This window comes from Streptomyces albus subsp. chlorinus, assembly GCF_013302895.1.
Taxonomy (GTDB): domain Bacteria; phylum Actinomycetota; class Actinomycetes; order Streptomycetales; family Streptomycetaceae; genus Streptomyces; species Streptomyces chlorinus.
In genome coordinates, this window is the sequence record NZ_VJOK01000001.1 from 2,346,586 (window position 1) to 2,372,638 (window position 26,053).

25 protein-coding genes are annotated in these 26,053 nt (G+C 73.3%); 14 read left to right on the forward strand and 11 right to left on the reverse strand.

The window, feature by feature from the left end:
* Positions 1 to 7: 7 nt before the first annotated feature.
* Complete coding sequence (locus tag FM076_RS10620; protein ID WP_173869755.1) at positions 8 to 874, forward strand: isocitrate lyase/PEP mutase family protein; 867 nt, start codon at positions 8 to 10, stop codon at positions 872 to 874.
* Between the two features lie 18 nt (positions 875 to 892).
* On the opposite strand, the gene FM076_RS10625 is transcribed toward FM076_RS10620, so the two are convergent.
* A complete protein-coding gene (locus tag FM076_RS10625) occupies positions 893 to 1,435 on the reverse strand; it encodes a CAP domain-containing protein (RefSeq protein ID WP_173869757.1) in 543 nt (180 codons plus the stop codon).
* A gap of 420 nt (positions 1,436 to 1,855) precedes the next feature.
* On the opposite strand from FM076_RS10625, the gene FM076_RS10630 reads away from it, so the two are divergent.
* The 5 genes from FM076_RS10630 to FM076_RS10650 all read left to right on the forward strand — a co-directional run bounded on the left by FM076_RS10630 (position 1,856) and on the right by FM076_RS10650 (position 6,249).
* Positions 1,856 to 2,920 (forward strand): PhoH family protein, encoded by a 1,065-nt coding sequence (locus FM076_RS10630; RefSeq protein WP_173869759.1) that lies wholly within the window; start codon positions 1,856 to 1,858, stop codon positions 2,918 to 2,920.
* Between the two features lie 11 nt (positions 2,921 to 2,931).
* A complete protein-coding gene (gene ybeY, locus FM076_RS10635) occupies positions 2,932 to 3,432 on the forward strand; it encodes an rRNA maturation RNase YbeY (protein WP_173869761.1) in 501 nt (166 codons plus the stop codon).
* A complete protein-coding gene (locus FM076_RS10640) occupies positions 3,429 to 4,766 on the forward strand; it encodes a CNNM domain-containing protein (RefSeq protein WP_173869763.1) in 1,338 nt (445 codons plus the stop codon). The genes ybeY and FM076_RS10640 overlap by 4 nt, the downstream gene beginning before the upstream one ends.
* 39 nt (positions 4,767 to 4,805) lie before the next feature.
* Entirely contained in the window at positions 4,806 to 5,168 is a 363-nt protein-coding gene (locus FM076_RS10645) for an MmcQ/YjbR family DNA-binding protein (RefSeq protein ID WP_173869765.1), read from the forward strand.
* Between the two features lie 217 nt (positions 5,169 to 5,385).
* A complete protein-coding gene (locus FM076_RS10650; RefSeq protein WP_243274416.1) occupies positions 5,386 to 6,249 on the forward strand; it encodes a hypothetical protein in 864 nt (287 codons plus the stop codon).
* A gap of 69 nt (positions 6,250 to 6,318) precedes the next feature.
* On the opposite strand, the gene FM076_RS10655 is transcribed toward FM076_RS10650, so the two are convergent.
* Positions 6,319 to 7,827, reverse strand: coding sequence for an MFS transporter (locus tag FM076_RS10655; protein WP_173869767.1), 1,509 nt, complete (start codon positions 7,825 to 7,827; stop codon positions 6,319 to 6,321).
* A gap of 85 nt (positions 7,828 to 7,912) precedes the next feature.
* Here FM076_RS10655 and FM076_RS10660 point away from each other — a divergent pair, with 85 nt between their 5' ends.
* From FM076_RS10660 to FM076_RS10675, 4 genes are all read left to right on the forward strand, one after another.
* The gene (locus FM076_RS10660; RefSeq protein ID WP_173869769.1) at positions 7,913 to 8,794 is read left to right on the forward strand and encodes a helix-turn-helix domain-containing protein; all 882 of its coding nucleotides are present in this window, start codon (positions 7,913 to 7,915) and stop codon (positions 8,792 to 8,794) included.
* 42 nt (positions 8,795 to 8,836) lie between these two features.
* Entirely contained in the window at positions 8,837 to 9,196 is a 360-nt protein-coding gene (locus tag FM076_RS10665) for a cytidine deaminase (RefSeq protein ID WP_173869771.1), read from the forward strand.
* Between the two features lie 168 nt (positions 9,197 to 9,364).
* Positions 9,365 to 10,339 carry a GTPase Era gene (gene era / locus FM076_RS10670; protein ID WP_173869773.1) on the forward strand — a complete coding sequence of 325 codons (975 nt, stop codon included), beginning with the start codon at positions 9,365 to 9,367 and terminating at the stop codon, positions 10,337 to 10,339.
* Between the two features lie 72 nt (positions 10,340 to 10,411).
* Positions 10,412 to 11,389 (forward strand): threo-3-hydroxy-L-aspartate ammonia-lyase, encoded by a 978-nt coding sequence (locus tag FM076_RS10675; RefSeq protein WP_173869775.1) that lies wholly within the window; start codon positions 10,412 to 10,414, stop codon positions 11,387 to 11,389.
* A 27-nt stretch (positions 11,390 to 11,416) separates the two neighbouring features.
* Here FM076_RS10675 and FM076_RS10680 read toward each other — a convergent pair whose 3' ends face one another.
* The 6 genes from FM076_RS10680 to hrcA all read right to left on the reverse strand — a co-directional run bounded on the left by FM076_RS10680 (position 11,417) and on the right by hrcA (position 16,844).
* Complete coding sequence (locus FM076_RS10680) at positions 11,417 to 12,337, reverse strand: ribonuclease Z (protein WP_173869777.1); 921 nt, start codon at positions 12,335 to 12,337, stop codon at positions 11,417 to 11,419.
* Between the two features lie 6 nt (positions 12,338 to 12,343).
* On the reverse strand, positions 12,344 to 12,727 hold the full coding sequence (locus FM076_RS10685) for a histidine triad nucleotide-binding protein (protein ID WP_173869779.1): 384 nt from the start codon (positions 12,725 to 12,727) through the stop codon (positions 12,344 to 12,346).
* Positions 12,728 to 12,769: 42 nt separating this feature from the next.
* Positions 12,770 to 13,507 (reverse strand): 16S rRNA (uracil(1498)-N(3))-methyltransferase, encoded by a 738-nt coding sequence (locus FM076_RS10690; protein WP_173869780.1) that lies wholly within the window; start codon positions 13,505 to 13,507, stop codon positions 12,770 to 12,772.
* Complete coding sequence (locus tag FM076_RS10695; protein WP_173869782.1) at positions 13,504 to 14,586, reverse strand: nitronate monooxygenase; 1,083 nt, start codon at positions 14,584 to 14,586, stop codon at positions 13,504 to 13,506. The genes FM076_RS10690 and FM076_RS10695 overlap by 4 nt, the downstream gene beginning before the upstream one ends.
* A gap of 110 nt (positions 14,587 to 14,696) precedes the next feature.
* Positions 14,697 to 15,827 carry a molecular chaperone DnaJ gene (dnaJ, locus tag FM076_RS10700; RefSeq protein ID WP_173869785.1) on the reverse strand — a complete coding sequence of 377 codons (1,131 nt, stop codon included), beginning with the start codon at positions 15,825 to 15,827 and terminating at the stop codon, positions 14,697 to 14,699.
* Positions 15,828 to 16,844, reverse strand: a complete 1,017-nt coding sequence (gene hrcA / locus FM076_RS10705; protein ID WP_173869786.1) for a heat-inducible transcriptional repressor HrcA — start codon at positions 16,842 to 16,844, stop codon at positions 15,828 to 15,830.
* A gap of 203 nt (positions 16,845 to 17,047) precedes the next feature.
* Between hrcA and FM076_RS10710 the strand changes: the two genes are divergently transcribed.
* Complete coding sequence (locus tag FM076_RS10710) at positions 17,048 to 17,797, forward strand: MBL fold metallo-hydrolase (RefSeq protein WP_173869789.1); 750 nt, start codon at positions 17,048 to 17,050, stop codon at positions 17,795 to 17,797.
* Positions 17,798 to 17,802: 5 nt separating this feature from the next.
* Positions 17,803 to 18,648 (forward strand): DUF3097 domain-containing protein, encoded by an 846-nt coding sequence (locus FM076_RS10715; protein WP_173869791.1) that lies wholly within the window; start codon positions 17,803 to 17,805, stop codon positions 18,646 to 18,648.
* On the opposite strand, the gene FM076_RS10720 is transcribed toward FM076_RS10715, so the two are convergent.
* Positions 18,629 to 19,225: a Uma2 family endonuclease gene (locus FM076_RS10720; protein WP_243274418.1), complete on the reverse strand. Its 597-nt coding sequence runs from the start codon at positions 19,223 to 19,225 to the stop codon at positions 18,629 to 18,631. The genes FM076_RS10715 and FM076_RS10720 overlap by 20 nt on opposite strands.
* 115 nt (positions 19,226 to 19,340) lie before the next feature.
* Here FM076_RS10720 and hemW point away from each other — a divergent pair, with 115 nt between their 5' ends.
* Positions 19,341 to 20,564 (forward strand): radical SAM family heme chaperone HemW, encoded by a 1,224-nt coding sequence (gene hemW, locus FM076_RS10725; protein WP_173869792.1) that lies wholly within the window; start codon positions 19,341 to 19,343, stop codon positions 20,562 to 20,564.
* 55 nt (positions 20,565 to 20,619) lie between these two features.
* On the opposite strand, the gene FM076_RS10730 is transcribed toward hemW, so the two are convergent.
* A complete protein-coding gene (locus FM076_RS10730; RefSeq protein ID WP_173869793.1) occupies positions 20,620 to 22,659 on the reverse strand; it encodes a SpoIIE family protein phosphatase in 2,040 nt (679 codons plus the stop codon).
* Positions 22,660 to 23,049: 390 nt separating this feature from the next.
* Here FM076_RS10730 and FM076_RS10735 point away from each other — a divergent pair, with 390 nt between their 5' ends.
* Entirely contained in the window at positions 23,050 to 23,646 is a 597-nt protein-coding gene (locus tag FM076_RS10735) for a response regulator (RefSeq protein ID WP_173869794.1), read from the forward strand.
* A 248-nt stretch (positions 23,647 to 23,894) separates the two neighbouring features.
* Here the strand turns inward: FM076_RS10735 and FM076_RS10740 are convergent, their stop codons facing one another.
* Entirely contained in the window at positions 23,895 to 25,796 is a 1,902-nt protein-coding gene (locus FM076_RS10740) for an AMP-binding protein (RefSeq protein ID WP_173869795.1), read from the reverse strand.
* Positions 25,797 to 26,053 lie beyond the last annotated feature (257 nt).

Below are 26,053 nucleotides of genomic sequence, written 5' to 3' on the forward strand. Positions count from 1 at the left end.
ACGCGTCATGCGCTACGGACACGCGCTGCGGGAAGAGGTGCGCTCCCCCGGCACCACTCCGCTCATCGGGATCTACGACATGTACTCGGCGTCCCTGGCCGCCCGGCACTACGACGGCTTCTTCGTCTCCGGGTTCGGCTTCGCCGCCTCGTACTACGGGCTCCCCGACATCGGCTTCATCGCCTGGCCGGACATGGTGGCGTTCGCGGAGCGGCTGCGGCTGGCCTTCCCCTCCCACCACCTGCTGGTCGACATCGACGACGGCTACGTGGACCCCGAGGTCGCCTGCCATGTCGTGCGGCGGCTGGAGCTGTCCGGGGCCTCGGGGGTCGTCCTGGAGGACCAGAAGCGCCCGCGCCGGTGCGGCCACGCCGAGGGCAAGCTGGTGCTCCCGCTGGAGGAGTACCTGGAGAAGCTGCAACTGGTCCTCGACACCAGGCGGGACCTGGTGGTCGTGGCACGCACCGACGCCACCGAGGAGGCGGAGATCCTGCGCCGGGCGCGGGCGCTGGCCGAGACGGACGCGGACATCGTCCTCGTCGACGGGGTGCGCAGCGCCGAGTGGATCTCCCGCATCCGGAAGGTCATCGGCGACAAGCCCCTGCTGTTCAACCAGATCGCGGGCGGCAGGTCGCCGCGGCTGTCGCTGAGCGAACTGCGGGACCTCACCTGCCAGGTGGCGATCTACAGCACACCCTGCCTGTTCGCGGCGCACAGCGCCATCGAGGCCGCGCTGCGCGAACTGAAGGCCTCCGACGGCCGGCTGCCCGACGCCGGCGCCCCCGGGGCGGTCGGCGTCCGGGCCGCCACCGAACTGCTGGAGAAGAACATCAGCAGGCACCACTCGCGCCCCGCGCAGCCCGCCTCCCTCTGAGCACGCCGCTGCCGCCGCCTACCAGCCGGACCGGCCGGGGTGAGAGGCGGCCGCCCGCCGCCGGGTGCCCAGGACCTCCGTCCACCAGGGGCCGCCGCGGCCGGCGACCACGCCGATGCCCGTCTCGCGGTAGGAGCAGTCGAGGATGTTCCGGCGGTGCCCGGGGCTGGCCATCCACCTCGCCACCACGGCACGGGCCGTGCGGTGGCCGCGCGCGATGTTCTCGGCGACGAGTCCGCCCCGGTAACCCAGCGCGGCGGCGCGGGTGGTGGGACGCCTCCGCTCCCCGGGGCCGGAGTGGGTGAGGGTGCGGGTGCGGGCCATGTAGGCGCTGTGCCGTTGGGCCGCCCGTTCGAGCGCGGGGTGCGGGCGCAGTTCCGGGCAGCCGGCCATGGCGCGGTGCCGGTTGACGAGGGCGACGACGGTCGCGGTGGCCCTGTCGGGGTCGAGCCGGGCGGAGGCCGACGCCTGCGGCGGCGTCGTCCCGCACAGTCCGGCGACCGCGAGCACGGCGGCCAGGACCTTCCATCGGTGCGGTCTCCTGCGCGGGGGAACGGACATGGGCGGCCTGCCTTTCGTACCGGAGTGGATGTCCCGCCGGGGTCGGTGTCCTGCCCGGGGGCGATGTCCTGCCCGGGTGGGTGTCCTACGGGGGCTGTGCGGGAGCGGGCCGGGAGCCCTGCGGGCGGCGGCCCCGGTGCCACGATGCCGCCGCCGCGCGCCGCGGCCGGCCGGCCGCACGGCACGTCAGCGCGCTCGCACGCGAATGGCGACGGTGAATTCACCGCAACAGAGGCGCGGCCGGCCGGTGAGGTGCGCGTTCGCCGCGGCACCCGGGTGGTCACGCTCCGCTGCGGTGGTGCGGGCGCCGGTGCCCGCCCGGTGCGGAAACCCGGTGAGCGGTGTCAGGCCCGCGTCGTACCCTGGGACCCGTAGAGAACGACGGCGCAGAGGGAGATGAGCAGGCCCCAGAGGCCGCCCATGACGCAGACAACCCCATCCCAGGCCGGACCCGGGCCCGAAACAGCCCGCTTCACCGTGCCGCCCAAGCACCCCATGGTCACGGTGCTGGGTTCCGGAGACTCTCTGCTGCGGGTGATCGAGAACGCCTTCCCCGCCACGGACATCCATGTCCGGGGGAACGAGATCAGCGCGACCGGTGATCCGGCGGAGGTGGCGCTGGTCCAGCGCCTTTTCGACGAGATGATGCTGGTGCTGCGCACCGGCCAGCCGATGACGGAGGACGCGGTGGAGCGCTCGATCTCCATGCTGCGCGCACAGGAGAACGGCACGGGCGCCGCCGACGAGACGCCCGCTGAGGTACTCACCCAGAACATCCTCTCCAACCGCGGCCGCACGATCCGCCCCAAGACGCTCAACCAGAAGCGCTATGTGGACGCGATCGACAAGCACACGGTGGTCTTCGGCATCGGCCCGGCCGGCACGGGCAAGACGTATCTCGCCATGGCCAAGGCGGTGCAGGCCCTCCAGGCCAAGCAGGTCACCCGGATCATCCTGACCCGGCCCGCCGTGGAGGCGGGCGAGCGGCTCGGCTACCTGCCCGGCACGCTCTACGAGAAGATCGACCCGTACCTGCGTCCGCTGTACGACGCGCTGCACGACATGCTCGACCCCGACTCGATCCCCCGGCTGATGGCGGCGGGCACGATCGAGGTCGCGCCGCTGGCCTACATGCGGGGGCGTACGCTCAACGACGCGTTCATCATTCTGGACGAGGCGCAGAACACGAACCCCGAGCAGATGAAGATGTTCCTCACCCGGCTCGGCTTCGACTCGAAGATCGTGATCACGGGTGATGTGACCCAGGTGGATCTGCCGGGCGGGACGAAGAGCGGGCTGCGCCAGGTGCGGGAGATCCTCCAGGACGTCGAGGACGTCCACTTCGCGCAGCTGACCAGCACCGACGTGGTGCGGCACAAGCTGGTGGGCCGTATCGTCGACGCCTACGACCGCTACGACAGTGCGCGCGAGGCCGACGGCGAGGCCGCCCCGAGGAACGCGCGCACCCCCGGCAAGAGGAAGTAGCCGCCCGCACCATGTCGATCGACGTCAACAACGAGTCCGGTCACCAGGTGGACGAGCAGGCGCTGCTCGACATCGCCCGCTACGCCCTGGCCCGGATGCGCATCCACCCGCTCTCGGAGCTGTCGGTGATCTGCGTCGACGCCCAGACCATCGAGCAGCTCCACAAGCAGTGGATGGACCTGCCGGGGCCCACCGATGTGATGTCCTTCCCGATGGACGAGCTGCGCCCGCCCTCCCGGGACGAGGAGGAGCCCCCGCAGGGGCTGCTGGGGGACATCGTGCTGTGCCCCGAGGTGGCCGCCAAGCAGGGCGAGCAGGCGCCGACCGGGCACTCCATGGACGAGGAGCTGCAACTGCTCACCGTCCACGGGGTGCTGCACCTGCTGGGCTACGACCACGAGGAGCCGGGTGAGCGGACCGAGATGTTCGGTCTGCAGGCCGCGATCGTCGACGGCTGGCGCGCCGAGCGCGGCCTGACCGGGCCGTCCCCCGCGCCCACCACGACCTCGTGAGCACGCCCCTTGTCGCCGCCGTCGTCCTGCTGGTCGTCGTGGCCTGGCTGGCCGCCTGCGCGGAGGCCGGCCTGGCGCGCACGACCAGCTACCGCGCCGAGGAAGCGGTGCGCCAGGGGCGGCGCGGCAGCGCCAAACTGGCGGCCGTGGCCGCCGATCCGACGCGCTATCTCAACCTGGCCCTGCTGCTGCGGGTGGCCTGCGAGGTGGCGGCCGGTTCGCTGGTGACGTACGCCTGCCTGCGCGCCGTCGAGGGCACCTGGCAGGCGCTGGCCGTCGCCATAGGGGTGATGGTCTTCGTCTCCTATGTCGCCATCGGTGTCTCGCCCCGCACCATCGGCCGCCAGCACCCGCTCAACACCGCGACGGCCACCGCCTATGTGCTGGTGCCGCTGGCCCGCATCCTGGGCCCGGTGCCGCAGCTGCTGATCCTGCTCGGCAACGCGCTCACCCCGGGGAAGGGCTTCCGCAAGGGACCGTTCGCCAGCGAGGCGGAGCTGCGCGCGATGGTCGACCTCGCGGAGCGGGAGTCGCTGATCGAGGCGGAGGAGCGGAAGATGGTGCACTCCGTCTTCCAGCTCGGGGACCGGCTGGTCCGCGAGGTGATGGTGCCGCGCACCGACCTGATCACCATCGAGCGGTTCAAGACGATCCGGCAGGGGCTGACGCTGGCGCTGCGCTCGGGTTTCTCGCGGATTCCCGTGGTCGGGGAGAACGAGGACGACGTCGTCGGCATCGTCTACCTCAAGGATCTGGCGCGGAAGGTGCACATCAGCCGGGACGCGGAATCCGAGCTGGTCTCCACCGCGATGCGCCCGGCCACCTTCGTCCCGGACACCAAGAACGCGGGCGATCTGCTGCGGGAGATGCAGAAGGACCGCATCCACGTCTCGGTGGTGATCGACGAGTACGGCAGCACGGCCGGGATCGTCACCATCGAGGACATCCTGGAGGAGATCGTCGGCGAGATCGCGGACGAGTACGACCGCGAGCTGCCGCCCGTCGAGGACCTGGGCGAGGGCCGCTACCGCGTCACCGCGCGCCTGGACATCGCCGACCTCGGCGAGCTGTACGGGCTGACCGGATGGGACGACGAGGACGTCGAGACGGTCGGCGGTCTGCTGGCCAAGCACCTGGGCCGCGTCCCGATCGCGGGCGCCACCACTGTCGTCGATGTCACCGAGGACCACTCCGACCCCACCCTGACCGGCCTCCGCCTCACCGCGGAGTCCCCCGCCGGCCGCCGCAACAAGATCGTGACGGTGCTCGTGGAAGCGGTCCGGGAACCCGTGGTGACCGACGGCGAGGAGAGCACCGCCGTCCGCGAGGGCTGAGGCCCGTCCGGTGTCCTACCCGGCGCCTACGCTGGGGCCATGACGCCGGAGGAGCTGAGGACCCGCTGTCTGGAACAGAACGGGGCGTGGGAGGACTTCCCCTTCCCCTCGCACCCCGGGCTGTCCGCCTTCAAGGTCGCGGGGAAGATCTTCGCCCTCTGTTCGCTGGACGAGGCCCCGCTGCGGATCAGCCTCAAGTGCGAGCCGGAGATCGCGGTGCGGCTCCGGGAGGCCCACCCCGCCGTACGCCCCGGCTGGCACCTCAACAAGCGGCACTGGAACACCGTCACGCTCGACGGCAGCCTGCCGGACCGCCTGGTGCGGGAGATGATCGAGGACTCCTACGACCTGGTGGTGGCCGGGCTGCCCCGCTGGGAGCGGCTGCGGCTGGGCGCGGGCTGACCGGCACGTCCGCCGCGGGTGGGGCAGGGCCGCTGGTGTGGGCAGTGCTGCTGGTGTGGGCAGGGCCACGGGTGGGGCAGGACCGCGAGAGGGCAGGACCGCGACAGGAGCAGGCCGTGAGAGGGGCGAAGGCTTCACCCGCGCGGGCCGCGCGAGGTTGCGGCGGTCCGCGGGGCTTGGTGCGGTGGAGGGGCACGACTCCCCGAAAGGCGGCGCCATGTTCCGTCCCGGCTCCCCCTCCCGTCCCGGCCCGACCGGCCTGGCCGGCCTGACCGCCGCCGTGGCGGTCGCGGCGCTGCTGGCCCTGGCGGGCTGCGGTGACGACGGGGGTGACGCGGGCGGCCCCTCCCCCTCCCCGCCGCCCTCCAAGACCGGGGCCACGCCCACCGGTTCGCCCTCGAAGCCGCAGGGCCCGCTCAGCGAGCAGCAGGCGCGGGCGGCACTGCTGGTCGAGGGGAACCTGCCCGCCGGGTGGAGGCACGCGGACCTGGACGACACCACGGCCGCGGGGGACGCGCCCGACGATCTGAGTACCAAGGACCGCAACTGCAAACAGCTCTTCGACGCCCTCGGCGGCGACGTGGACCGGCACGAGGCGCGGACCGACGCCTCCCGGGACTACCGCAAGGCGGCGGGCGGCCCGTACCTGTCCAGCGAGATCGCCTCCTACGACAGCGCCGACGGCGACGGCGCCACCCGCGCGCTGAGCACCTTCGTCAGCGTCCGGGAGAGCTGCCGGAGGGTCACGACGCACAACAACGCCGTCACCGTCGAGTGGACCGTCTCCCCGCTGAAGACCGGGACCGGCGCCGACGCCGAGGGCGCCCGGTTGCGGGGCACGGCCCGGGGCGGCCCGGCGGACGGGAAGCGGCTGACGCTCGACCTGGTCCTCTCCCGGGTGAAGCAGTCCACGACCGGGCTGGCCCTGCTGTCCGCCGGCCAGGGGGACACGCGCTTGACAGCCGGTGCCGCGAAGGCGGCGGCCGACCGCCTCAAGGCGGTTGCCGCCGGGCGGACGCCCGCTCCGACAGTGCCGCCGGAGCAGGACGACCAGGGCGACCAGGGCGGCGGACACCGCTAGCGCCTCGCGTCCGGCGGCCGGCCGGCCCCGGCGCCCCCGCCGAGCCGGCCGGTCCGGGGCGGCGGGCCTTCAGGACGCCCGTCCCCGGGAGGCGGCCGGCCGGCGTCCCACGGTGAGCGCCACCAGGGCGCCGACGGCCAGCAGGGCGAGGGCGTCCGCGCCGATGCCCAGCTTGATGCCGCCCAGGGTGGCCGCCGCCGGCGAGGTGCCGTCGGCGCGCAGGGCACCGGCCCAGCCGACGGACAGGGCGCTCAGCAGCGGGATGCCCAGTGCCAGGCCCAGCTGCATCGCGCTGGTGACCAGCGAGGTGGCGCGGCCCTGCTCGGCGTCGTCGAGGCCGGAGGTGGCGGTCACCCCGTAGGTGACGACCGCGACCAGGTGCAGGGCGCTGGCCAGCGAGACGGCGACCACGACCAGCCACAGCCCGGAGCGGGTGCCCAGGCCCAGCAGTCCGGCGGTCAGCACGCCCTGTCCGACCAGGGCGAGGGCGAGGGTGCGGGGCGCGCCGATGCGGCGGGCCAGCCGGGGGGCGAGGGCGCCGCCCGCGATGGAGGCGAGGCCCTGCACGCCGAAGACGAGCCCGGAGACCAGCGCGGAGACGCCCAGCAGATCCTGGAGGTAGAGGGTCATCAGGAAGACGACGGCGGTCATCATGGAGACGGTGGCCAGTCCGCCCAGGTTGCCGAAGGCGACGGTGGGGCGGCGCAGCATCCACAGCGGCAGCAGCGGCTCGGCGCTGCGGGCCTCCACGCGGACGAAGACGCCGAGCAGCACCAGCCCGGCCACGAGCGCGGCCACGACGTCCGGCCGGGTGAAGCCCTCCTCGGCCGCGGTGGACAACGCGTAGACAATGCCGAACAGGCCGCCGGTGACCGTCAGCGCGCCGGGCACGTCGAGCCGGGTGCGCGCGCCCCTGCTCTCGGTCAGCAGCCGGGGCGCCAGGATCAGCACGAGGCCACCGCCGACGCCGAGCAGACCCATGGTGGAGCGCCAGCCGAGGGTGTCGGTCAGGACGCCGCCGACGACCATGCCGACGGTGAAGCCGAGCGCCATCAGGGAGCCGTTGATGCTCAGCGCCTTGGTGCGCTTGGGCCCCTCGGGGAACGAGGTGGTGATCAGCGCCATGCCGGTAGGCACCAGTGCGGCGGCGCCCAGGCCCTGGAGGGCGCGGCCGCCCAGGAAGAGGGGCGCGTTGGGCGCCACGGCGGCCAGGACGGAGGCGGCGGTGAAGACGGCCAGGCCCGTCAGGAAGGTGCGGCGGCGGCCGAGCTGGTCGCCGAGGCGGCCGAAGAGCAGCAGGAAGCTGCCGGTGGGCAGGGCGAACGCGGTCACCGCCCACTGCAGTCCGGCCTCACCCAGCCCCAGGTCGGGGCCGAGGACGGGGAGGGCGACGTTGAGGACGGAGAAGTCGAGCGCGACCAGGAACTGGGAGGCGCACAGCGTCACCAGGACGAGGATCTCACGCGGGGTGAACCGGTGGGAGGCGGGCGGCTGTTGGCCGGACGCCGGTGCGGGACGGTCGGGCTGGGAGACCGGGGCGGGGCCGGTGGTCTCCGGTACGGAAGCGGTGGTTGGCATACCGGTCAGCCTGCTGGTGCGGAACAGACCGTGGGGAGCTGCTGTTTATGGTGGTGCCCGCACCACCAGCCAGGGAGGGGATCAGGTGGCGACTGCCGCGAGGAGCCGGCCGGACAGGACCCGTCGGAGCCAGGAGCTGCGCACGTTCCTGCGCTCACGCCGGGCCCGGGTCTCACCCGCCGAGGCGGGGCTGCCCGACGGCGGCCCCCGGCGCAGGACGCCGGGGCTGCGCCGCGAGGAGGTGGCCGTGCTCGCCGGGGTGGGCGCCTCCTGGTACCAGTGGCTGGAGCAGGGCCGCGACATCACCGTCTCGCCGCAGGTGCTGGACGCGGTCGCGCGGGTGCTGCGGATGAGCCCGGCGGAGCGCCGGCACCTGTACGTGCTCGCCGGCCTCAACCCGCCGCTGCCCGAGTCGGAGTACGACCGCACCTACCTGTGCGACGGGATGCAGCGGCTGATCGACAGCTGGATGCCCTACCCGGCGCACATCATGGACCCGTACTACAGCGCCGTCGGGATGAACGAGGCCGCCCGGCTGGTGATGGGGATCGAACTCCAGGAGAACTGCATCATCAACTTCTTCTGCGACGACCGCTACCGTGCGCGCGCCGTCAGCTGGGAGGAGAACGCGCCCAGCGTGGTGGGGGAACTGCGGGCCTCGCTGGCCGAGTGGCCCGAGGACGAGGGCTTCCAGCTGCTGCTGGAGGAGCTGCTGGCCAACAGCGCGGAGTTCCGGGAACTGTGGGAGCAGGGCAACGTGTGCAGCGCGGGCCAGCGGCGCAAGGAGCTGGACCATCCGGTCGTCGGCGCCCTGCACTTCGAGTCGACGACGCTCCAGGTTCCCACGCGCCCCGACCTCAAGCTCATCCTGCACAACCCGCTCCCTGGAACCGGCACGGCCGAGAAGCTCCAGCGGCTCACGGAGCCGGAGGTGCGCCGGGCCGGGATGCACCAGGTGGCGGGGTGACCGGCGGCGGCCGGCCTGCGGGCACCGCATATGCTCACCGTCATGAGTGACCAGAGCACGGGCGGACTGGACCCGGAAGACCGCAAGATCGTGACACTGGCGCGCAGCGCCCGCGCCCGCAACGCCGTCCCCGAGGGCGCGGCCGTGCGGGACGAGACCGGGCGTACGTACGTGGCGGGCTCGGTCGCGCTGCCCTCGCTGCGGCTCTCGGCACTGCGCACGGCGGTGGCCATGGCGGTGGCCTCGGGCGCCAGGTCGCTGGAGGCGGCGGCCGTCGTCTCCGAGTCCGGGCAGGTGCCCGCGGAAGACCTGGCGACGGTACGGGACCTGGGCGGCCCCGCCACCCCGGTGCTGCTCGCGGGCCCGGACGGCGAGGTGCACCTGACGGTGACCGCGGGCTGAGCGGGGAGGGGACGCACCCCGCAGAGGGCGGGGAACCGCGCGACGAACCGCCGGGAGGGGTCCCGCGGCCGGAGAGGCCGGGAGGGGCACCCGGGGAGCACTCGCGCCCGGGCGGCGCCGCACCCCGCTCGCCCCGGCCCCGCCACCACGTCAGGGACAATGGTCGTCATGAACGCTTCTTCCGCCCCCGCCGGCACCACCGAAGGTGGCAAGCCCCACGAGGACCGACCGCACCGGTCGGGCTTCGCCTGCTTCGTCGGCCGCCCCAACGCGGGCAAGTCGACGCTGACCAACGCGCTGGTGGGCACGAAGGTCGCGATCACCTCCACCCGGCCGCAGACCACCCGGCACACGGTGCGCGGCATCGTCCACCGCCCCGACGCGCAGCTCGTGCTGGTGGACACCCCCGGGCTGCACAAGCCGCGCACCCTGCTGGGCGAGCGCCTCAACGACGTGGTGCGCACCACATGGGCCGAGGTCGACGTCATCGGCTTCTGCGTGCCGGCCGACCAGAAGATCGGCCCGGGTGACCGGTTCATCGCGGGCGAGCTGGCCGGGCTGAAGAAGCGGACCCCGAAGATCGCGGTCGTCACCAAGACCGATCTGGTGGGCGCCGACGAGCTGGCCCGGCAGCTGATGGCCGTGGACCGGCTCGGCAGGGAGCTGGGCATCGAGTGGGCTCAGATCGTCCCGGTCTCGGCCACCGAGGGCACCCAGGTGGAGCTGCTGGCCGACCTGCTGGTGCCGCTGCTGCCCGAGGGCCCGCCGCTGTACCCGGACGGCGACCTGACGGACGAGCCCGAGCAGGTCATGGTCGCCGAGCTGATCCGCGAGGCCGCGCTGGAGGGCGTACGGGACGAGCTGCCGCACTCGATCGCGGTGGTCGTCGAGGAGATGGTGCCCCGCGAGAACCGCCCCGCGGACCGTCCGCTGCTGGACGTCCACGCCAACATCTACATCGAGCGCCCCAGCCAGAAGGGCATCGTGATCGGTCCCAAGGGCAAGCGCCTCAAGGAGGTCGGCAGCACCTCGCGCCGCCACATCGAGGCGCTGCTGGGGACGCCCGTCTTCCTCGACCTGCACGTGAAGGTCGCCAAGGACTGGCAGCGCGACCCCAAGCAGCTGCGCAGGCTGGGTTTCTGAGCCGGCGGCCGGGCGTCGCCGCCCGGCCGCCTCCCCTCGCCGGGTGACGGCGGCCTGGGATACGTTCACGGCATGACCGACGAGACCACCCAGCCCGTGCTCACGCTCGACGACGTGCGTGCGGCCGCCGCCCGTATCGAGGGCGCGGTCCACCGCACGCCGGTCGTCCGCTCCCGGACGCTCGACCGGCTGGTCGGCGCCGAGGTCTTCCTCAAGTGCGAGAACCTCCAGCGGGTCGGCGCCTTCAAGTTCCGCGGCGCCTACAACTGGATGGCGCAGCTGACCGCCGAGGAGCGGCGGCGCGGTGTCGTCGCCTACTCGTCCGGCAACCACGCGCAGGCGGTCGCGCTCGCGGCCCGCGAGTTCGGCACCTCGGCGGTCATCGTCATGCCCGCGGACGCGCCGGCCGCCAAGCTGGACGCGACGGCCGGGTACGGCGCCGAGGTCGTCACCTACGACCGCTACACCGAGAGCCGGGAGGCGATCGGCGAGAAGATCGCCGCCGAGCGCGGCCTCACCCTCATCCCGCCCTACGACCACCCGCGCACCATGGCCGGGCAGGGCACGGCCGCGCTGGAGCTGCTGGAGGAGACCGGCGAGCTGGACGCGCTGCTGGTCCCGGTGGGCGGCGGCGGGCTGATCGCCGGATGCGCCACGGCGGCCAGGGGCCTGTACCCGGACCTCAGGGTGATCGGCGTCGAACCGGAGGCGGGCGACGACACGGCACGCTCCCTCGCGGCCGGGCGGCGGGTGACGATCGAGGTGCCGCACACCGTCGCGGACGCGCAGACCGCCACGGTGCCCGGCGCGCTCACCTTCGAGGTCAACCGGCGGCTGGTGGAGGGCGTGGTACTGGTCGGCGACGACGAGCTGCGCACGGCCATGCGGTTCGCCCTGGAGCGGCTCAAGCTGCTGACCGAGCCCGCCGGCGCCTGCGGCCTGGCCGCGCTGCTCGCGGACCGCGTCGAGCCCCTCCCCCCGCGGGTGGGCGTCATCGTCTCCGGCGGCAACATCGGCCTGGAGCGGTTCATCGAGGTGATGGGCGGCTGACCGGGCGGCTGGGGCGGCCGCGCGGTCTCAGCGCCGCTTGGGCACCGGCACCCGCGTCAGGTCCCGCGCCGCCGTCAGCCCGCCCTCGAACCCGGCGGAGCGGGCCTCGGCCGCGAACAGCTCCGTGTCCTGGTAGCGCTGCGAGAAGTGGGTCAGCACCAGGTGCCGCACCCCCGACTCGGCGGCGACCCGGCCCGCCTGATACGCCGTCAGGTGTCCGGAGATCTCGGCCAGTTCCGTGTCCGCCCGCAGGAACGTGGACTCGATGACGAGCATGTCGCAGCCCTCGGCCAGCTCGTACACCCCGTCGCACAGCCGGGTGTCCATCACGAAGGCGAACCGCTGACCGGGCCGCGGCTCGCTGACCTCCTCCAGCCGCACCCCGCGCAGCTCCCCCTCCCGCTGGAGACGCCCCACGTCGGGACCGGCGATCCCGGCCGCCGCCAGCCGCTCGGGCAGCATCCGGCGGGCGTCCGGCTCCACCAGCCGGTAGCCGAACGCCTCGACGCGGTGGGAGAGTTGCCGGGCCTCCAGGGTGAACGGCAGTCCGGGCTCCTCCGCGCCGCCGCCGATCACGCCCGGCCCGGTCACGGGCGCCTCGCGCAGCGCCACCGTGTCGTGGAAGGGGGTGGCGTGCCGCAGCCGCTCGAAGTAGTGGCGCCCGCTCGCCGGGAAGTGCACCGGCACCTCGTGCGGCACCCCGTCGAGGCTCAGGTGCTGGATGACGCCGGGCAGCCCCAGCGTGTGGTCGCCGTGGAAGTGCGTCAGGCAGATCCGGGTGAGGTCGTGCGCGGCGATGGAGGTGTGCAGCATCTGCCGCTGGGTGCCCTCACCCGGGTCGAACAGGATGCCCTCGCCGTCCCACAGCAGGACGTACCCGTTGTGGTTGCGCTCCCGGGTGGGCACCTGGCTGGCCGTGCCCAGCACGACCAGTTCCCGCACGGACAACCCGCGTCACCCGGGCGGCCATTCGAGGCCGCGGCCCCCGAGGACGTGCGCGTGCGCGTGGAACACCGTCTGCCCGGCCCCCGCGCCGGTGTTGAAGACCACCCGGTAGCCGGTGCCGGGGCCGCCGTGGGCCGCCGCGATCTTCTCCTCCGCGGCCACCTCGCCCGCCTCGCGGATCACATCCGCGATCAGCTGCGGCTCGGCGGCGGCCAGGGTCGCCGCGTCGGGGTAGTGCGCCTTCGGGATCACCAGGACGTGGGTGGGAGCCTGCGGGTTGATGTCGCGGAAGGCGACCGTCGTCCCGGTCTCCCGCACCAGCGTCGCGGGCACCTCACCCGCGACGATCTTGCAGAACAGGCAGTCCTGCTCCGGTTCACCGTTGGAAGCCATGCCGGGATGGTACCCGAGCCCCTGCCGGCGGCAGGGCCCGAATCATCCCCAGCGCCCGCACCGGGCCAGCACCACGGCCGCCGCCGCCGTCCCGGCCGTGGAGGTCCGCAGCACGCTCGGCCCCAGCCGCAACGGCCGCGCCCCGGCGCCCCCGAACAGCTCCAGCTCCTCCGGCGCGACCCCGCCCTCGGGCCCGACCACCAGCACGATCTCCCCCTCCGCCGGCAACCCGGCCGCCGCGAGCGGCGAACCGCCCTCCTCGTGCAGCACCCCGGCGAAGTCGGCGGACTCCAGCAGGGCCGCGACCCGACGCGACGACGCGAGGTCCGCCACCTGGGGGAACCGCAGCCGCCGCGCCTGCTTCCCGGCCTGACGCGCCGTACTCCGCCACTTGGCGAGCGACTTGGCACCGCGCTCGCCCTTCCACCGGGTGACGGCCCGCGACGCGGCCCACGGCACGATGACGTCCACTCCCGTCTCGGTCATCGTCTCGACCGCCAACTCCCCCCGGTCGCCCTTGGGTAGAGCCTGGACGACGGTGATCCTCGGCTGCGGCTCCGGCTCGGTGCGGACCTCTCCGACGGCGACCTCCAGCCGGTCCTTGCCCTCGACGGCGGTCACGCTCCCGAAGGCGCCGGTGCCCGCGCCGTCGGTCAGGACGACCTCCTCCCCGGGCCGCAGCCGCCGCACCGAGACGGCGTGCCGCCCCTCGGGCCCGTCCAGCACTACCGTGCCGGTCCGCAGCAGTTCCGGGCCGGCGAGGAAGACGGGCGCGCTCATGAGAGGGCCTCCCGGGCGGCGGTCAGCTCCGCCGCCAGGGTCTCCACCAGCTCCCCCGCGGGCAGCTCGCGGGCCAGCCGGTGCCCCTGCCCCGCCCACAGCGCCATCGCCTGCGGATCACCCGCCTCGGCCGCGGCCCTGCGGAGCCCGGCCGTCAACTGGTGGACCTGGGGGTAGGCGGCGGGCGCGTACGGGCCGTGCTCGCGCAGGAAGCGGTTGACCAGGCCGCGCGCCGGACGGCCGGAAAAAGCGCGGGTCAACTCCGTACGGGTGAACAGCGGATCGGTCATGGCCCGCTTGTGCAGCGGGTGTGCGCCCGACTCGGGCGTCACCAGGAAGGCGGTGCCCAGTTGCGCGGCCACCGCGCCCGCCGCCAGCACCGCGGCGATCTGTCCGCCGCGCATCAGCCCGCCCGACGCGATGAGCGGCAGCCGCACGGCCTCCCTCACCTGGGCGATGAGCGTCAGCAGCCCGACGCCGGCGCTGCCCGGTTCGTCCCGCGGGTCGTCGCGATGCGTGCCTTGGTGGCCGCCGGCCTCGACGCCCTGGAGGCACACCGCACCGGCACCCGCCTCCTGCGCGGCCCGCGCCTCCGCCACGGACGTCGCCGTGACGACCGTGCGGGTGCCCAGCCTCGCGAACCGCTCCAGCACCTCCCCCGCAGGGCAGCCGAAGGTGAAGGAGACCATCGGCACCGGGTCGTCGTAGAGGATCGCGAGCTTCGCCTCGTACGCGTCGTCCGTGGTGCCCCCGGTCTCACCCAGCTGTGTCCCGTACCTGGTGGCCTCGTCCGCGAGCCGTTCGCGGTAGACGTCAATCGCGGCCGGGTCCGCGGTGCCGGGCTGCGGCATGAAGAGGTTGACCCCGAACGGGCGGCCGGTGAGCCGCCGCACCTGCCTGACCTCCTCGTACATCGCCTCCGGCGTCTTGTAGCCGGCGGCCAGGAAGCCCAGGCCGCCCGCCTCGCTCACGGCCGCGGCCAGCCCAGGACAGGAGGCCCCGCCGGCCATCGGTGCCTGGATGACGGGGTGCGTGAGCAACGCGGTCGGCTCGAAGACCGAAGACGACGAGGTGGACATGGCCACATCCTGTCACGCGGCCCCCGCACGGGTTCCGCGCTGTCCTGGGTACGGCCGGTGCGTGGGTGCCCACAAGTGGCGAGCACCCAGGCCGCATCGGCCGCCCGGCCTCAACGCCCGTTGAACGCGTCCTTCAGGCGGGAGAACAGGCCCTGCTGCCCCGGTTGGAACTGGCCGGTGGGGCGTTCCTCGCCGCGGAGTTTGGCGAGGCGTCGCAGGAGTTCCTCCTGCTCCGGCTCCAGCTTGGTGGGGGTCGTCACCTCGACGTGGACGATCAGCTGGCCGCGTCCGCCCCCGCGCAGGTGGGTGATGCCGCGCTCGTGGAGCGGGATCGACTGCCCGGACTGGGTGCCGGGGCGGATGTCCACCTCTTCCATGCCGTCCAGCGTCTCCAGCGGCACCTTGGTGCCGAGGGCCGCGGCCGTCATCGGGATGGTCACCGTGCAGTGCAGGTCGTCGCCGCGGCGCTGGAAGACCGGGTGCGCGTTCTCGTGGATCTCCACGTACAGGTCGCCCGCCGGGCCGCCGCCCGGACCGACCTCGCCCTCGCCGGCGAGCTGGATGCGGGTGCCGTTGTCGACGCCCGCGGGGATCTTCACCGTCAGGCTGCGCCGCGAGCGCACACGGCCGTCGCCCGCGCACTCCGGGCAGGGCGTGGGCACCACGGTGCCGAAGCCCTGGCACTGGGGGCAGGGGCGGGACGTCATGACCTGGCCCAGGAAGGAGCGGGTGACCTGGGAGACCTCGCCGCGACCGCGGCACATGTCACAGGTCTGCGCCGAGGTGCCGGGCGCGGCGCCCTCCCCGTTGCAGGTGTTGCAGACGATGGCGGTGTCGACCTGGATGTCCTTGGTGGTGCCGAACGCGGCCTCCTCCAGGTCGATGTCCAGGCGGATCATGGCGTCCTGGCCGCGGCGGGTGCGCGAGCGGGGGCCGCGCTGGGCCGCCGTGCCGAAGAACGCGTCCATGATGTCGCTGAAGTTGCCGAAGCCCCCGAAGCCGCCGGCGCCGGCACCCGCCGCGCCCGAGGCGGGATCCCCGCCCAGGTCGTAGACCTGCTTCTTCTGCGGGTCGGAGAGCACCTCGTAAGCGGTGTTGATCTCCTTGAACCGCTCCTGGGTCTTCGGGTCCGGATTGACGTCCGGGTGCAACTCGCGCGCGAGCCGGCGGAACGCCTTCTTGATCTCGTCCTGCGAGGCGTCGCGCTGCACACCGAGGACCGCGTAGTAGTCCGTCGCCACTTATGACTCCGCCAGGATCTGTCCGACGTACCGTGCCACTGCGCGTACAGCTCCCATCGTTCCGGGGTAGTCCATGCGGGTCGGTCCGACCACGCCGAGTTTGGCGACTGCTTCGTCGCCCGAACCGTAGCCGACCGAGACGACCGATGTGGAACTCAGTCCCTCGTGCTGGTTCTCATGCCCGATGCGTACGGTCATACCCGGGTCCTTGGCCTCGCCGAGGAGTTTGAGGAGGACGACCTGCTCCTCCAGTGCCTCCAGGACCGGCCGGATGGTCAGCGGGAAGTCGTGCGCGAAGCGGGTGAGGTTGGCGGTGCCGCCGATCATCAACCGCTCCTCGGTCTCCTCGACCAGGGTCTCCAGCAAGGTGGCCAGCACGGCCTGGATGGTCCCTCGGTCGTCCACGTCGAACGCCTCGGGCAGGTCCTGCACCAGGGAGGGGACCTCGGTGAAACGCTCACCGACGACGCGGCTGTTGAGGCGGGCGCGCAGGTCCGCCAGCACCGTCTCGCCGATCGGCGCCGGGCAGTCGATCATCCGCTGCTCGACGCGGCCGGTGTCGGTGATCAGCACCAGCATCAGCCGCGCGGGCGCCAGCCCCAGCAGCTCCACGTGCCGCACCGTCGAACGCGTCAGCGACGGATACTGCACGACGGCCACCTGCCGGGTGAGCTGCGCCAGCAGCCGCACCGTGCGCCCCACCACGTCGTCGAGATCGACGGCGCCCTCCAGGAAGTTCTGGATGGCGCGCCGCTCCGGCGGCGACAGCGGCTTGACACCGGCGAGCTTGTCGACGAAGAGCCGGTACCCCTTGTCCGTGGGGATACGGCCCGCGCTGGTGTGGGGCTGCGCGATGTAGCCCTCCTCCTCCAGCGCCGCCATGTCGTTGCGGACGGTGGCGGGCGACACCTTCAGGTTGTGCCGCTCGGTGAGCGCCTTGGAGCCCACCGGCTCCTCGGTGCCCACGTAGTCCTGGACGATGGCGCGGAGCACCTCAAGTCGACGCTCGCTGAGCATGGCGCACACCTCCCGTCCGGCCGCTGGTCTGGAGCCCCGTTCCCTGGCGGTCTCTGGCACTCTTCGTGCCTGAGTGCCAAGTCCCTGAGCCAGTGTACGGCCGGTCACCACGGCCAGGGCAAGGGCCGCCTGATCGCTTGCCCCGACCGTACCGTGCGGCAGCCCGCGGAGCGCCCCTCCTGTGCTGCCGTTAGCGTCGTCCCATGCAGGCGCATGGGGAAGACACACGGCACGGACAGCCGCCGGCCGGCGCCGCCCGCTGGGAGCGCCTGGCGCCCGGGGTGCTGCGGCGCAGGCTCCCGGAGTGGGACGCGACGGTGGGGGCGGTCGGCGGGGACGAGGAGGTGCTGGTGATCGACACCGGGTCCTCGCTGCGGGAGGGCGCCGGGATCCGCGCCGAGGTCACCGCCCTGCTGGGCCGCCCGGTGACGCGGGTCGCCCTCACCCACCCGCACTTCGACCACGTCCTCGGCACGGCCGTCTTCTCCGGCGCCCAGGTGTACGCGGCCGTGGGCGTGGCCGAGCACCTCGCACGCGGCGCCGAGGCGCTGCGGGACGACGCCGTGGCGCACGGCCTGCCCGAGGACGAGGCCGCGGAGGCCGCCGACGTCCTGGTGCGCCCCCACCATCCGGTCAGCGGGCAGCTGACCCTCGGCCTGGGCGGCCGCGAGGCGGTCCTCCTCAACGCCGGCCCCGCCCACACCGGGCACGACCTGGCCGTCCTGGTACCCGGCTCCCCCGATGTCGTCTTCTGCGGCGACCTGGTGGAGGAGTCCGGCGAGCCCCAGGCCGGACCCGACGCCCACCCCGGCCGCTGGCCCGCCGCCCTCGACCGGCTGCTCGCCCTGGGCGGCGAGGACGCGCTGTACGTCCCAGGACACGGCGCCGTCGTGGACGCCGCCTTCGTCCGCGCCCAACGGGACCGGCTGGCAGGGCGCTTCACGGCACAATGACCGGCATGCGCAGCCGATACGACAACCCGGACCTCACCCCGCCCTGGAAGCGGAAGCAGACCGTGCCCGAGGTGGCGGCCGAACGGGACCTGGTGGTGGAGGAGGCCACCACCGGGTTCTGCGGGGCGGTGGTCAGGTGCGAGAAGACCGCCGAGGGGCCGACGGTCACCCTGGAGGACCGCTTCGGCAAGCACCGGGTCTTCCCCATGACGCCGCGCGGCTTCCTGCTGGAGGGCCGCACCGTGACGCTGGTGCGGCCCACCCGCGCCGCGACCGGGGCCGCCACCGCGCCGGCGGCGCCCCGGCTGACGGCCTCCGGCTCGGTGGCCGTACCGGGCGCGCGGGCGCGGGTGGCCCGTGCGGGGCGCATCTACGTCGAGGGGCGGCACGACGCCGAGCTGGTGGAGAAGGTCTGGGGCGACGACCTGCGTATCGAGGGGGTCGTCGTGGAGTACCTGGAGGGCGTCGACGACCTGCCCGCCCTCGTCGAGGCGTTCGGCCCGCACCCGGGCGCGCGGCTCGGCGTCCTGGTGGACCACCTGGTCCCCGGCTCGAAGGAGTCCCGTATCGCGGCCGAGGTGGGCGGCGACCACGTGCTGGTCGTCGGCCACCCCTATATCGACATCTGGGAGGCCGTGAAGCCCGCCTCCGTGGGCATCCGGTCCTGGCCGCGCGTGCCGCACGGCCAGGACTGGAAGACGGGCGTGTGCCGCGCGCTGGGCTGGCCGGAGAACACCGGCGCCGCCTGGCAGCACATCCTCGGCCGCGTCCGGACCTACAAGGACCTGGAGCCCGCCCTGCTGGGGAGGGTGGAGGAACTGATCGACTTCGTCACTGCTCCGGGGGGCTGACGGGGAGGGTCTGGAAACCACTGGTGTCCAGCTTCACTCCCAGCGGATCCACCGGCATGGTGTCGCCGAACCACGCCTTGCGCTCCACCCGGTAATCGGCCTGCTCACCCTTGCCGGTCGGCTCAGTGAGCAGAACGCACTCTCCGCGCAGCGGGTCGATGATCAGGTACGCCGGAATCCGGCCCGCGGCGTAAAGCGCGCGCTTGGTGACATGGTCGCGGTGCACGCTGGTCTTGGAGACGACTTCCACGGCCAGCCTGACCTGCTCGGACGGCATGAGTCGCCCGGACTCCGGCGCGTCCTCGAGCGCCATGACCACCAGATCGGGTACCGGTTCGCTGGTCTCGGCGAGGATCGCGACGTCCTGATTCTGAACTCGCTCCCATTTGTCCGGGGACAGCTGGTCCATCACCTTTGTCACGATCCGGTTGTGGACCAGATCCGGCCCCGCCATCATCACGATTTCCCCCCACAGCAGCTCGGCCTTGAAGCCCTCCGGTACCTCCAGTTCCTCGAAGGCCTCTATGGCGCGGGAGTCCGTCATGCGGGTATCCATCCGTTCCAGCGTGATGGTCATTCCAGCCCCCTTGCGGCCGCTGCGTTCACGTACGTACTCAGCGTAGCCGCCGGGTGTGACAACGCGCACGCCGCCGACGCCCGCCGACCCTCCGGCGGGCGGGACAATGGACGGTATGCCCTCCGCACTTCCCGATGGTGAGCCCGTGCCCGCAGACGGCGCGCTGCCCGCGGCGGCGCTCGACGGCGCCGCCGACCGCCCGCTCGGTTTCTACCTGCACGTGCCGTACTGCGCCACCCGCTGCGGCTACTGCGACTTCAACACCTACACCGCCTCCGAGCTGGGCGGGTCCTCCCGCGAGCGGTACGCGGAGCAGGTCGTGGAGGAGATCCGTCTCGCCCGCAAGGTGCTCGGGGACGACCCGCGGAGCGTGGAGACGGTGTTCGTGGGGGGCGGTACGCCGACGCTGCTGCCCCCGGAGGACCTGGGCCGGATGCTGAGTGCCGTCCGGGAGGAGTTCGGGCTGGCCGAGGACGCCGAGGTGACGACCGAGGCGAACCCGGAGTCGGTGGACGCGGCCTCCCTCGCCGGGCTGCGGGAGGCGGGTTTCACCCGGATCTCGTTCGGCATGCAGAGCGCCCGCGCGCACGTGCTGCGGGTACTGGACCGTACGCACACCCCGGGCCGCCCCGAGGAGTGCGTGGCGCTGGCCCGCGCGGCGGGGTTCCGGCACGTCAACCTCGACCTGATCTACGGCACGCCGGGCGAGACCGACGACGACTGGCGGGCCTCCCTGGACGCGGCCCTGGCGGCGGGCCCCGACCACATCTCGGCGTACGCGCTGATCGTCGAGGAGGGGACGCGGCTGGCACGGCGGATCCGGCGCGGCGAGGTGCCCATGACGGACGACGACGTGCACGCCGACCGCTATCTGAGCGCGGAGGAGCGGCTGTCGGCGGCCGGCATGGAGTGGTACGAGGTCTCCAACTGGGCCACCCGGGGCGAGGCGGCGGCCCGGTGCCGGCACAACGAGCTGTACTGGACCGGCGCCGACTGGTGGGGCGCGGGGCCGGGCGCCCACAGCCATGTCGGCGGGGTGCGCTGGTGGAACGTCAAGCACCCGGCCGCCTATGCGCGAGCCCTGGCCGAGGGCAGGTCGCCGGGGGCGGGCCGGGAGCTGCTCACGCCGGAGGACCGGCGCGTCGAGCGCATCCTGCTGGAGCTGCGGCTGCGGCAGGGCTGCCCGCTCCCGCTGCTGGCGCCCGAGGGCGCCCGCGCCGCCGAGCGGGCCCGCGACGACGGGCTGCTGGAGCCGGGTGCGTACGAGGAGGGCCGGGCCGTTCTCACGCTGCGCGGCCGGCTGCTGGCCGACGCCGTGGTGCGGGATCTGGTGGACTGAGCCGGCCGTCCGGTGGGACCCCGGCGGCCCTGGGCCCGGTGCGCGGGGCCGGCGGTCAGGCCGTGGCCGCCCGCTCCGCGCGGTGGGGGGAGCGCAGCACCAGCATGGCCAGGTCGTCGGAGGGCAGGTCCGGCGCGAAGGCGTGGACCGCGCGCCGCAGGCGCTCCGCCGTGGCGCCCGCGTCCAGCCCCGCGCACTCCGCGAAGAGCGTGGCGAGACCGTCGCCGTCGTCGAACAGGCGGCGGCCGCAGCGGCGTTCGGTGACTCCGTCGGTGACGCAGAGCAGGGTGTCGCCGGGGAGCAGCGTCAAGGACTGGCTGTCGTAGGAGACGTCGTGGGCGATGCCGAGCAGCAACTGCGGCAGCGCGGCGGTGCGTACGGCTCCGGCCGCGTCCCGCACCAGCGGCAGCGGGTGCCCGGCGCAGGCGAGGGTGCAGTCCACCAGGTCGCCGCGGAAGGTGAGTTCGCCGTAGACGACGGAGAGGAAGCGGGCCTGCTCGCCCACCTCGCGGTTGAGCCGGTCGAGCGTCTCGGTGACCGAGTAGCCCTCCTTGGCCAGCAGCCGCAGCACCGGGCGGGCCAGCCCGGTGACGACGGCGGCCTCCGGGCCGTTGCCGCACACGTCGCCGAGGGCGAAGCGCCAGCGGCCGTCGGGCAGCCGCAGCAGGTCGTAGAAGTCACCCCCCGCCCAGGCCCCCTCGCCGGCGGGCTCGTAGACGAGGGCGGTGTCGAGGCCGGGGACGTGCACGTCCTCGCTGGGCAGCAGACCGCGCTGGAGGATGCGGCTGATGTTCGCCTGGAGGGTGTAGCGGCGCGCGGAGAGCACGGCCAGGGCCACGCGGCGTGCGAAGTCCTCGACCAGTCCCAGGATCTCGTCCGGTATCCGCGCCAGTCCCGCGCGCCCGATCACCAGCGTGCCCACCGAACGGCCGCCGACGACCAGGTCGCACCGCACCGAGGCGCCCCGGTCCTCCTCCTCCGCCGCGCCGGCGGGCCAGTGCCAGGGGGCCGCCTGGCCGGGCACCGTCGGGGCCGCCCCCGGCGACCGGGTGGCCAGCCGGGCCCGCAGCTCCTCGATACGGCTCTCATGCGCGTGCCAGACGCGGGCGAGCCGGGGCAGCCGCGAGCGGTCGTCGTCCCGCAGCCATACGGCGCACCAGTCCGCGAAGCGCGGCACCATCAGCTGGCCGGCGAGCGAGGCGACCTTGTCCTCGTCGGTGTGCCCGGCCAGCAGGTCGGACGCCTCCGCGAGGAAGGACAGCGCCCCGTGGCTCGTCCACCCGCGCCCGGCGGCGGGCCGGCTACCGGCGGCGGACCGGACGGCGCCGGAGGCGGGCGCGGGCGTCGCTGATGCCGGGGCGGGGGCGGAGGAGGGCGCGGAGTGCGCGGGCGGGGGGAGTGCGGGCGCGGAGTGCGCTGGGTGTGCGGGACCGGGCGCCGGGGCGGATGGAGTGGCGTCGGCGGGAGCGGGGGCGCGGGAGAGGACGGGAGCGGCGGCGGGGGCGGACGGGACCGGTGGATCGGTCGGTACCGCCCGTGGTACCGGAGCCGACGGTGCCACGGGGGCCGCCGGTGTCTCCGGTGCCGCCGGTGCCGCCGGTGTCTCCGGTATCGCCCGTGTCTCCGGTGTCGCTCGTGTCTCCGGTACCGCCGGTGTCTCCGGTGCCGCGGGGAGGTCGCTGGGGGCGGGGCCCAGTTGGAACCAGACGGCCTTCCGGTCCCGGCGGTAGCTGATGCCCCACTCCTTGGCGAGCGCGCCCAGGAGCCGTAATCCGTACCCGGCGCCGTCCACGCCACCCGCGGCGACCTTGCGCGCGGGGTGGCGGTCGGCCACCTCCGCGTAGACGACATCGGTGCCGCAGCGGCACTCCAGCTCCACCGCCGTGCCCGCGTGGACGACCGCGTTGGTGACCAGTTCGCTGATCAGCAGCACCGCGTCCTCGGCGGCCGGACCGGCGGTACCCCACTCGTCCAGGGCCGCCCGCGCGAACCCCCGGGCGGCCCCGGCCGCGAGCGCGTTCCCCGGCAGTTCGGTACGGACCACGTGCGGCAGCCCTCCCGGCTGCGTGGTGTCCGCCTCGTCCACGTCGTGCATCGCACCCCTCCCCCCGCCTCCCCAGGCGGTCTTCTCTCACCGCTCGGTTCGACGCGGTCGAGCGGCGGTAGAGCACAGGGTGACAGACAGGGCCGGGTCATACGCGCCGAGTCACAAAAATAGTGGCTGGAAACATGCCACCGGCTCCGGCGCGGCGACACCAACCGCCTGGAGGGCCCCGGTGGTTGACACCCGGCGGCCGCCGGGTACCGTGCTCGCTTTCTCGTACATGAGTACTTCGAAAATCAACGACTTGGCCCGGCGCCCCCGCGCCGCCGGCCCCGCACCGCCCGTGGAGCACCGACGACCAGCACCGATGGACTGCCCGACACCGATGACCCAGTACCGCCGACCAGCATCGACGATCCAGCGGAAGCCGACGGGGCAGTGATGAGCACGGAACCGACAGGGCGCTCCGGCGCCGCGGCGGACGACGCCGGCATCCTGCTCGTCGACGACCTGGAGGACAACCTGCTCGCCCTGGAGGCGGTGCTCTCCACGCTCCACGTCCCCCTGGTGCGGGCGGGCTCCGGCCAGGAGGCGGTGGCGGTGCTGGAGGAGCGGGAGGTGGCGCTCGTCCTCCTCGACGTGGCGATGCCGGGGATGGACGGCTTCGAGACGGCCCATCGCATCAAACAGCACGAGCGGACCAGGGACATTCCGGTCATCTTTCTGACGGGCGCGCAGTCGGCGGCCGACACCGGCTTCACGTTCCGCGGCTACGCGACCGGTGCCGTGGACTTCCTGTCCAAACCGTTCGACCCGTGGGTGCTCCGCACGAAGGTGGCCGTCTTCCTCGATCTGCACCGCAAGAGCCGCAGACTGCGCCAGCTGGTGGAGGAGGAGCGGTACCGGCTGGACGACTTCGCGCGCCGCCTGGAGGCCGTGGAGAGCCGGCTGGCCGAGGACACCGGCCCCGACACCGCGCGGCTCGCCCGCGACGTGGCCGCGCTGGCCGACGCGCTGGACGGGCTGCGCGGCGTCTGAGAACCGGCCACGACCGCCGGGGCCGGGGCCCCTTCCGGCGCGACGCCGCGACGCGATGTGACGCGGCGCGGTGTGGCACGGCACGGTCGTAGCACGGCACTGTGTGGCGCGACGCTCCGCGGCACGGCACTGTGTGGCACGACGCGGTGTGGCCCGAAGCGGTCGCAGCACGGCACCGTGTGGCGTCGCGAGACGTGGCGGGATGCCGGAGAGGCGCGGGAGTTCGGCACCCCCGTGCCGCGGGGGGCTCAGCGCTCGCGGGCGCCCTCGTACATCTCCTCGATCAGGTCCTGGAACTGGCTCTCCACGACCGGGCGTTTCATCTTGAGGCTGGGCGTCAGCTCGCCGTGCTCGATGTCGAGGTCGCGCGGAAGGATGCGGAACTTCTTGATCGTCTGCCAGCGCTGGAGCCCCTTGTTCAGCTCCTCGATGTAGCCGTCCACCAGGGCGCGCACCTGTTCGGAGCCGACGACCTCCGCGTACGGCTTGCCCTTGAGGTCCTCCTGCTCCGCGGCCCAGCCCATGACGGCGGGCTCGTCCAGCGCGATGAGCGCGGTGCAGAAGTTGCGGCCCGCGCCGTGCACCAGGATGTTGGAGACGTACGGGCAGATCGCCTTGAACCGGCCCTCCACCTCGGCGGGCGCGATGTACTTGCCGCCCGAGGTCTTGATCAGGTCCTTCTTGCGGTCGGTGATCCGCAGGTAGCCGTCGGCGGACAGCTCACCGATGTCACCGGTGTGGAACCAGCCGTCCTCCTCCAGCACCTCGGCCGTCTGCTCCGGCAGCCCGTGGTAGCCCTGCATGATGCCGGGGCCGCGCAGCAGGATCTCGCCGTCGTCCGCGATCCGCACCTCGGTGCCCGGCATCGGCTTGCCGACGGTGCCGGTACGGAAGTTCTCGGTCCGGTTGCAGAAGCTGGCCGCCGCGGACTCGGTGAGCCCGTAGCCCTCCAGGACGGGGATGCCCGCTCCGGCGAAGAAGTAGCCCAGGTCGGGGGCGAGCGCGGCAGAACCGGACACGCAGCCGACCATGCGGCCGCCGAACGCCTCCCGCAGCTTGCTGTAGACGAGCCGGTCGGCGACGGCGTGCTTGACCTTGAGCCCGGTGGGCGCGTCCGCGACCCCGGTGCGGCGCTGGTTGTCCTGGACCGTGCGCGCGTACTCGCGGGCGACCTCCGCCGCCCACTGGAAGATCTTGTACTTGGCCGCGCCACCCGCCCGCGCCTTCTGCGCCACGCCGTTGTAGACCTTCTCGAAGATCCGCGGCACCGCGCACATCTTCGTCGGCTGCACGACCGGCAGATTGTCGATGATCTTGTCGACCCGGCCGTCCACCGCGATGACATGGCCGGAGTCGATCTGCACGGAGATCAGCATCTTCCCGAAGACATGCGCCAGGGGCAGCCACAGGTACTGCACATCGTCCTTGTTCAGCAGCCCCGTCTGCGGCACCGCGCGGGCCATGTACGACCAGGAGTCCTGCACCAGCCGGACACCCTTCGGCCTGCCGGTCGTACCGGAGGTGTAGATGAGGGTGGCCAGTTGGTCGGCGCGCAGCGCTCCCACCGTCTCGGTGATCGCGTCGGGGTGCTCCTTGCGGTAGGCGGCGCCGCGCCGCTCCAGCTCGGCGAAACCGATCACCCAGCCGTCCTCGGCATCCTCGGCATCCTCGTCGCCGGGCTCCCCGTCGAGCAGGACCACGTGCGCCAGGTCCGGCAGCTTGTCCCGGTGGGCGCGGACCTTCGCCAGCTGCGCGGCGTCCTCGGCGATCAGCACACGGCTGTCGGAGTCGGCGAGGATGTAGGCCGTCTCGGACGCGTTGGTGCTCGGGTAGACGGTGGTCGTGGCCGCGCCCGCGCACAGGATCGCCAGATCGGAGAGGATCCACTCGATCCGGGTGCTGGAGGCGATGGCGACCCGCTCCTCGGGGCGGACGCCCAGGTCCATGAGCCCGGCCGCGATGGAGAAGACCCGCTCGGCGGCCTCCCGCCAGCTGTAGGAGCGCCACTCGTCCGGCCCCTGGTCCTGGCCCGCGGGGCGGATGACCGGGTAGCGGTAGGCCTCCGCGTCGGGGGTGGTCTCGACCCGCTCCAGGAAGAGGGTCGCCACGGAAGGCGGCCGGTTCTCGATCAGTGACTGTGTGTCGCTCACGCCATCCTCCGGGCCCGCGTCCTTGCGTCCTTGCGTCGTCGCGTTCTCTCGTCGCTATCTCGCGTCGCTGTCTCGTCGCTGTCTCGTCGCGTGGTGCGACGCCTGCGTTCCTGCCTCGCCTGCGCCTGCCTGTCGCTCGCACTTATGACTCACGAGTAACTACTGAGCAGTGATCAGACTAAAGGCAGCAGCCCCCTTACGTAAGGGGGCTGCTGTGCGGATCGTGCCGGAAACCGTGCGTGACGGGCGACCGGACC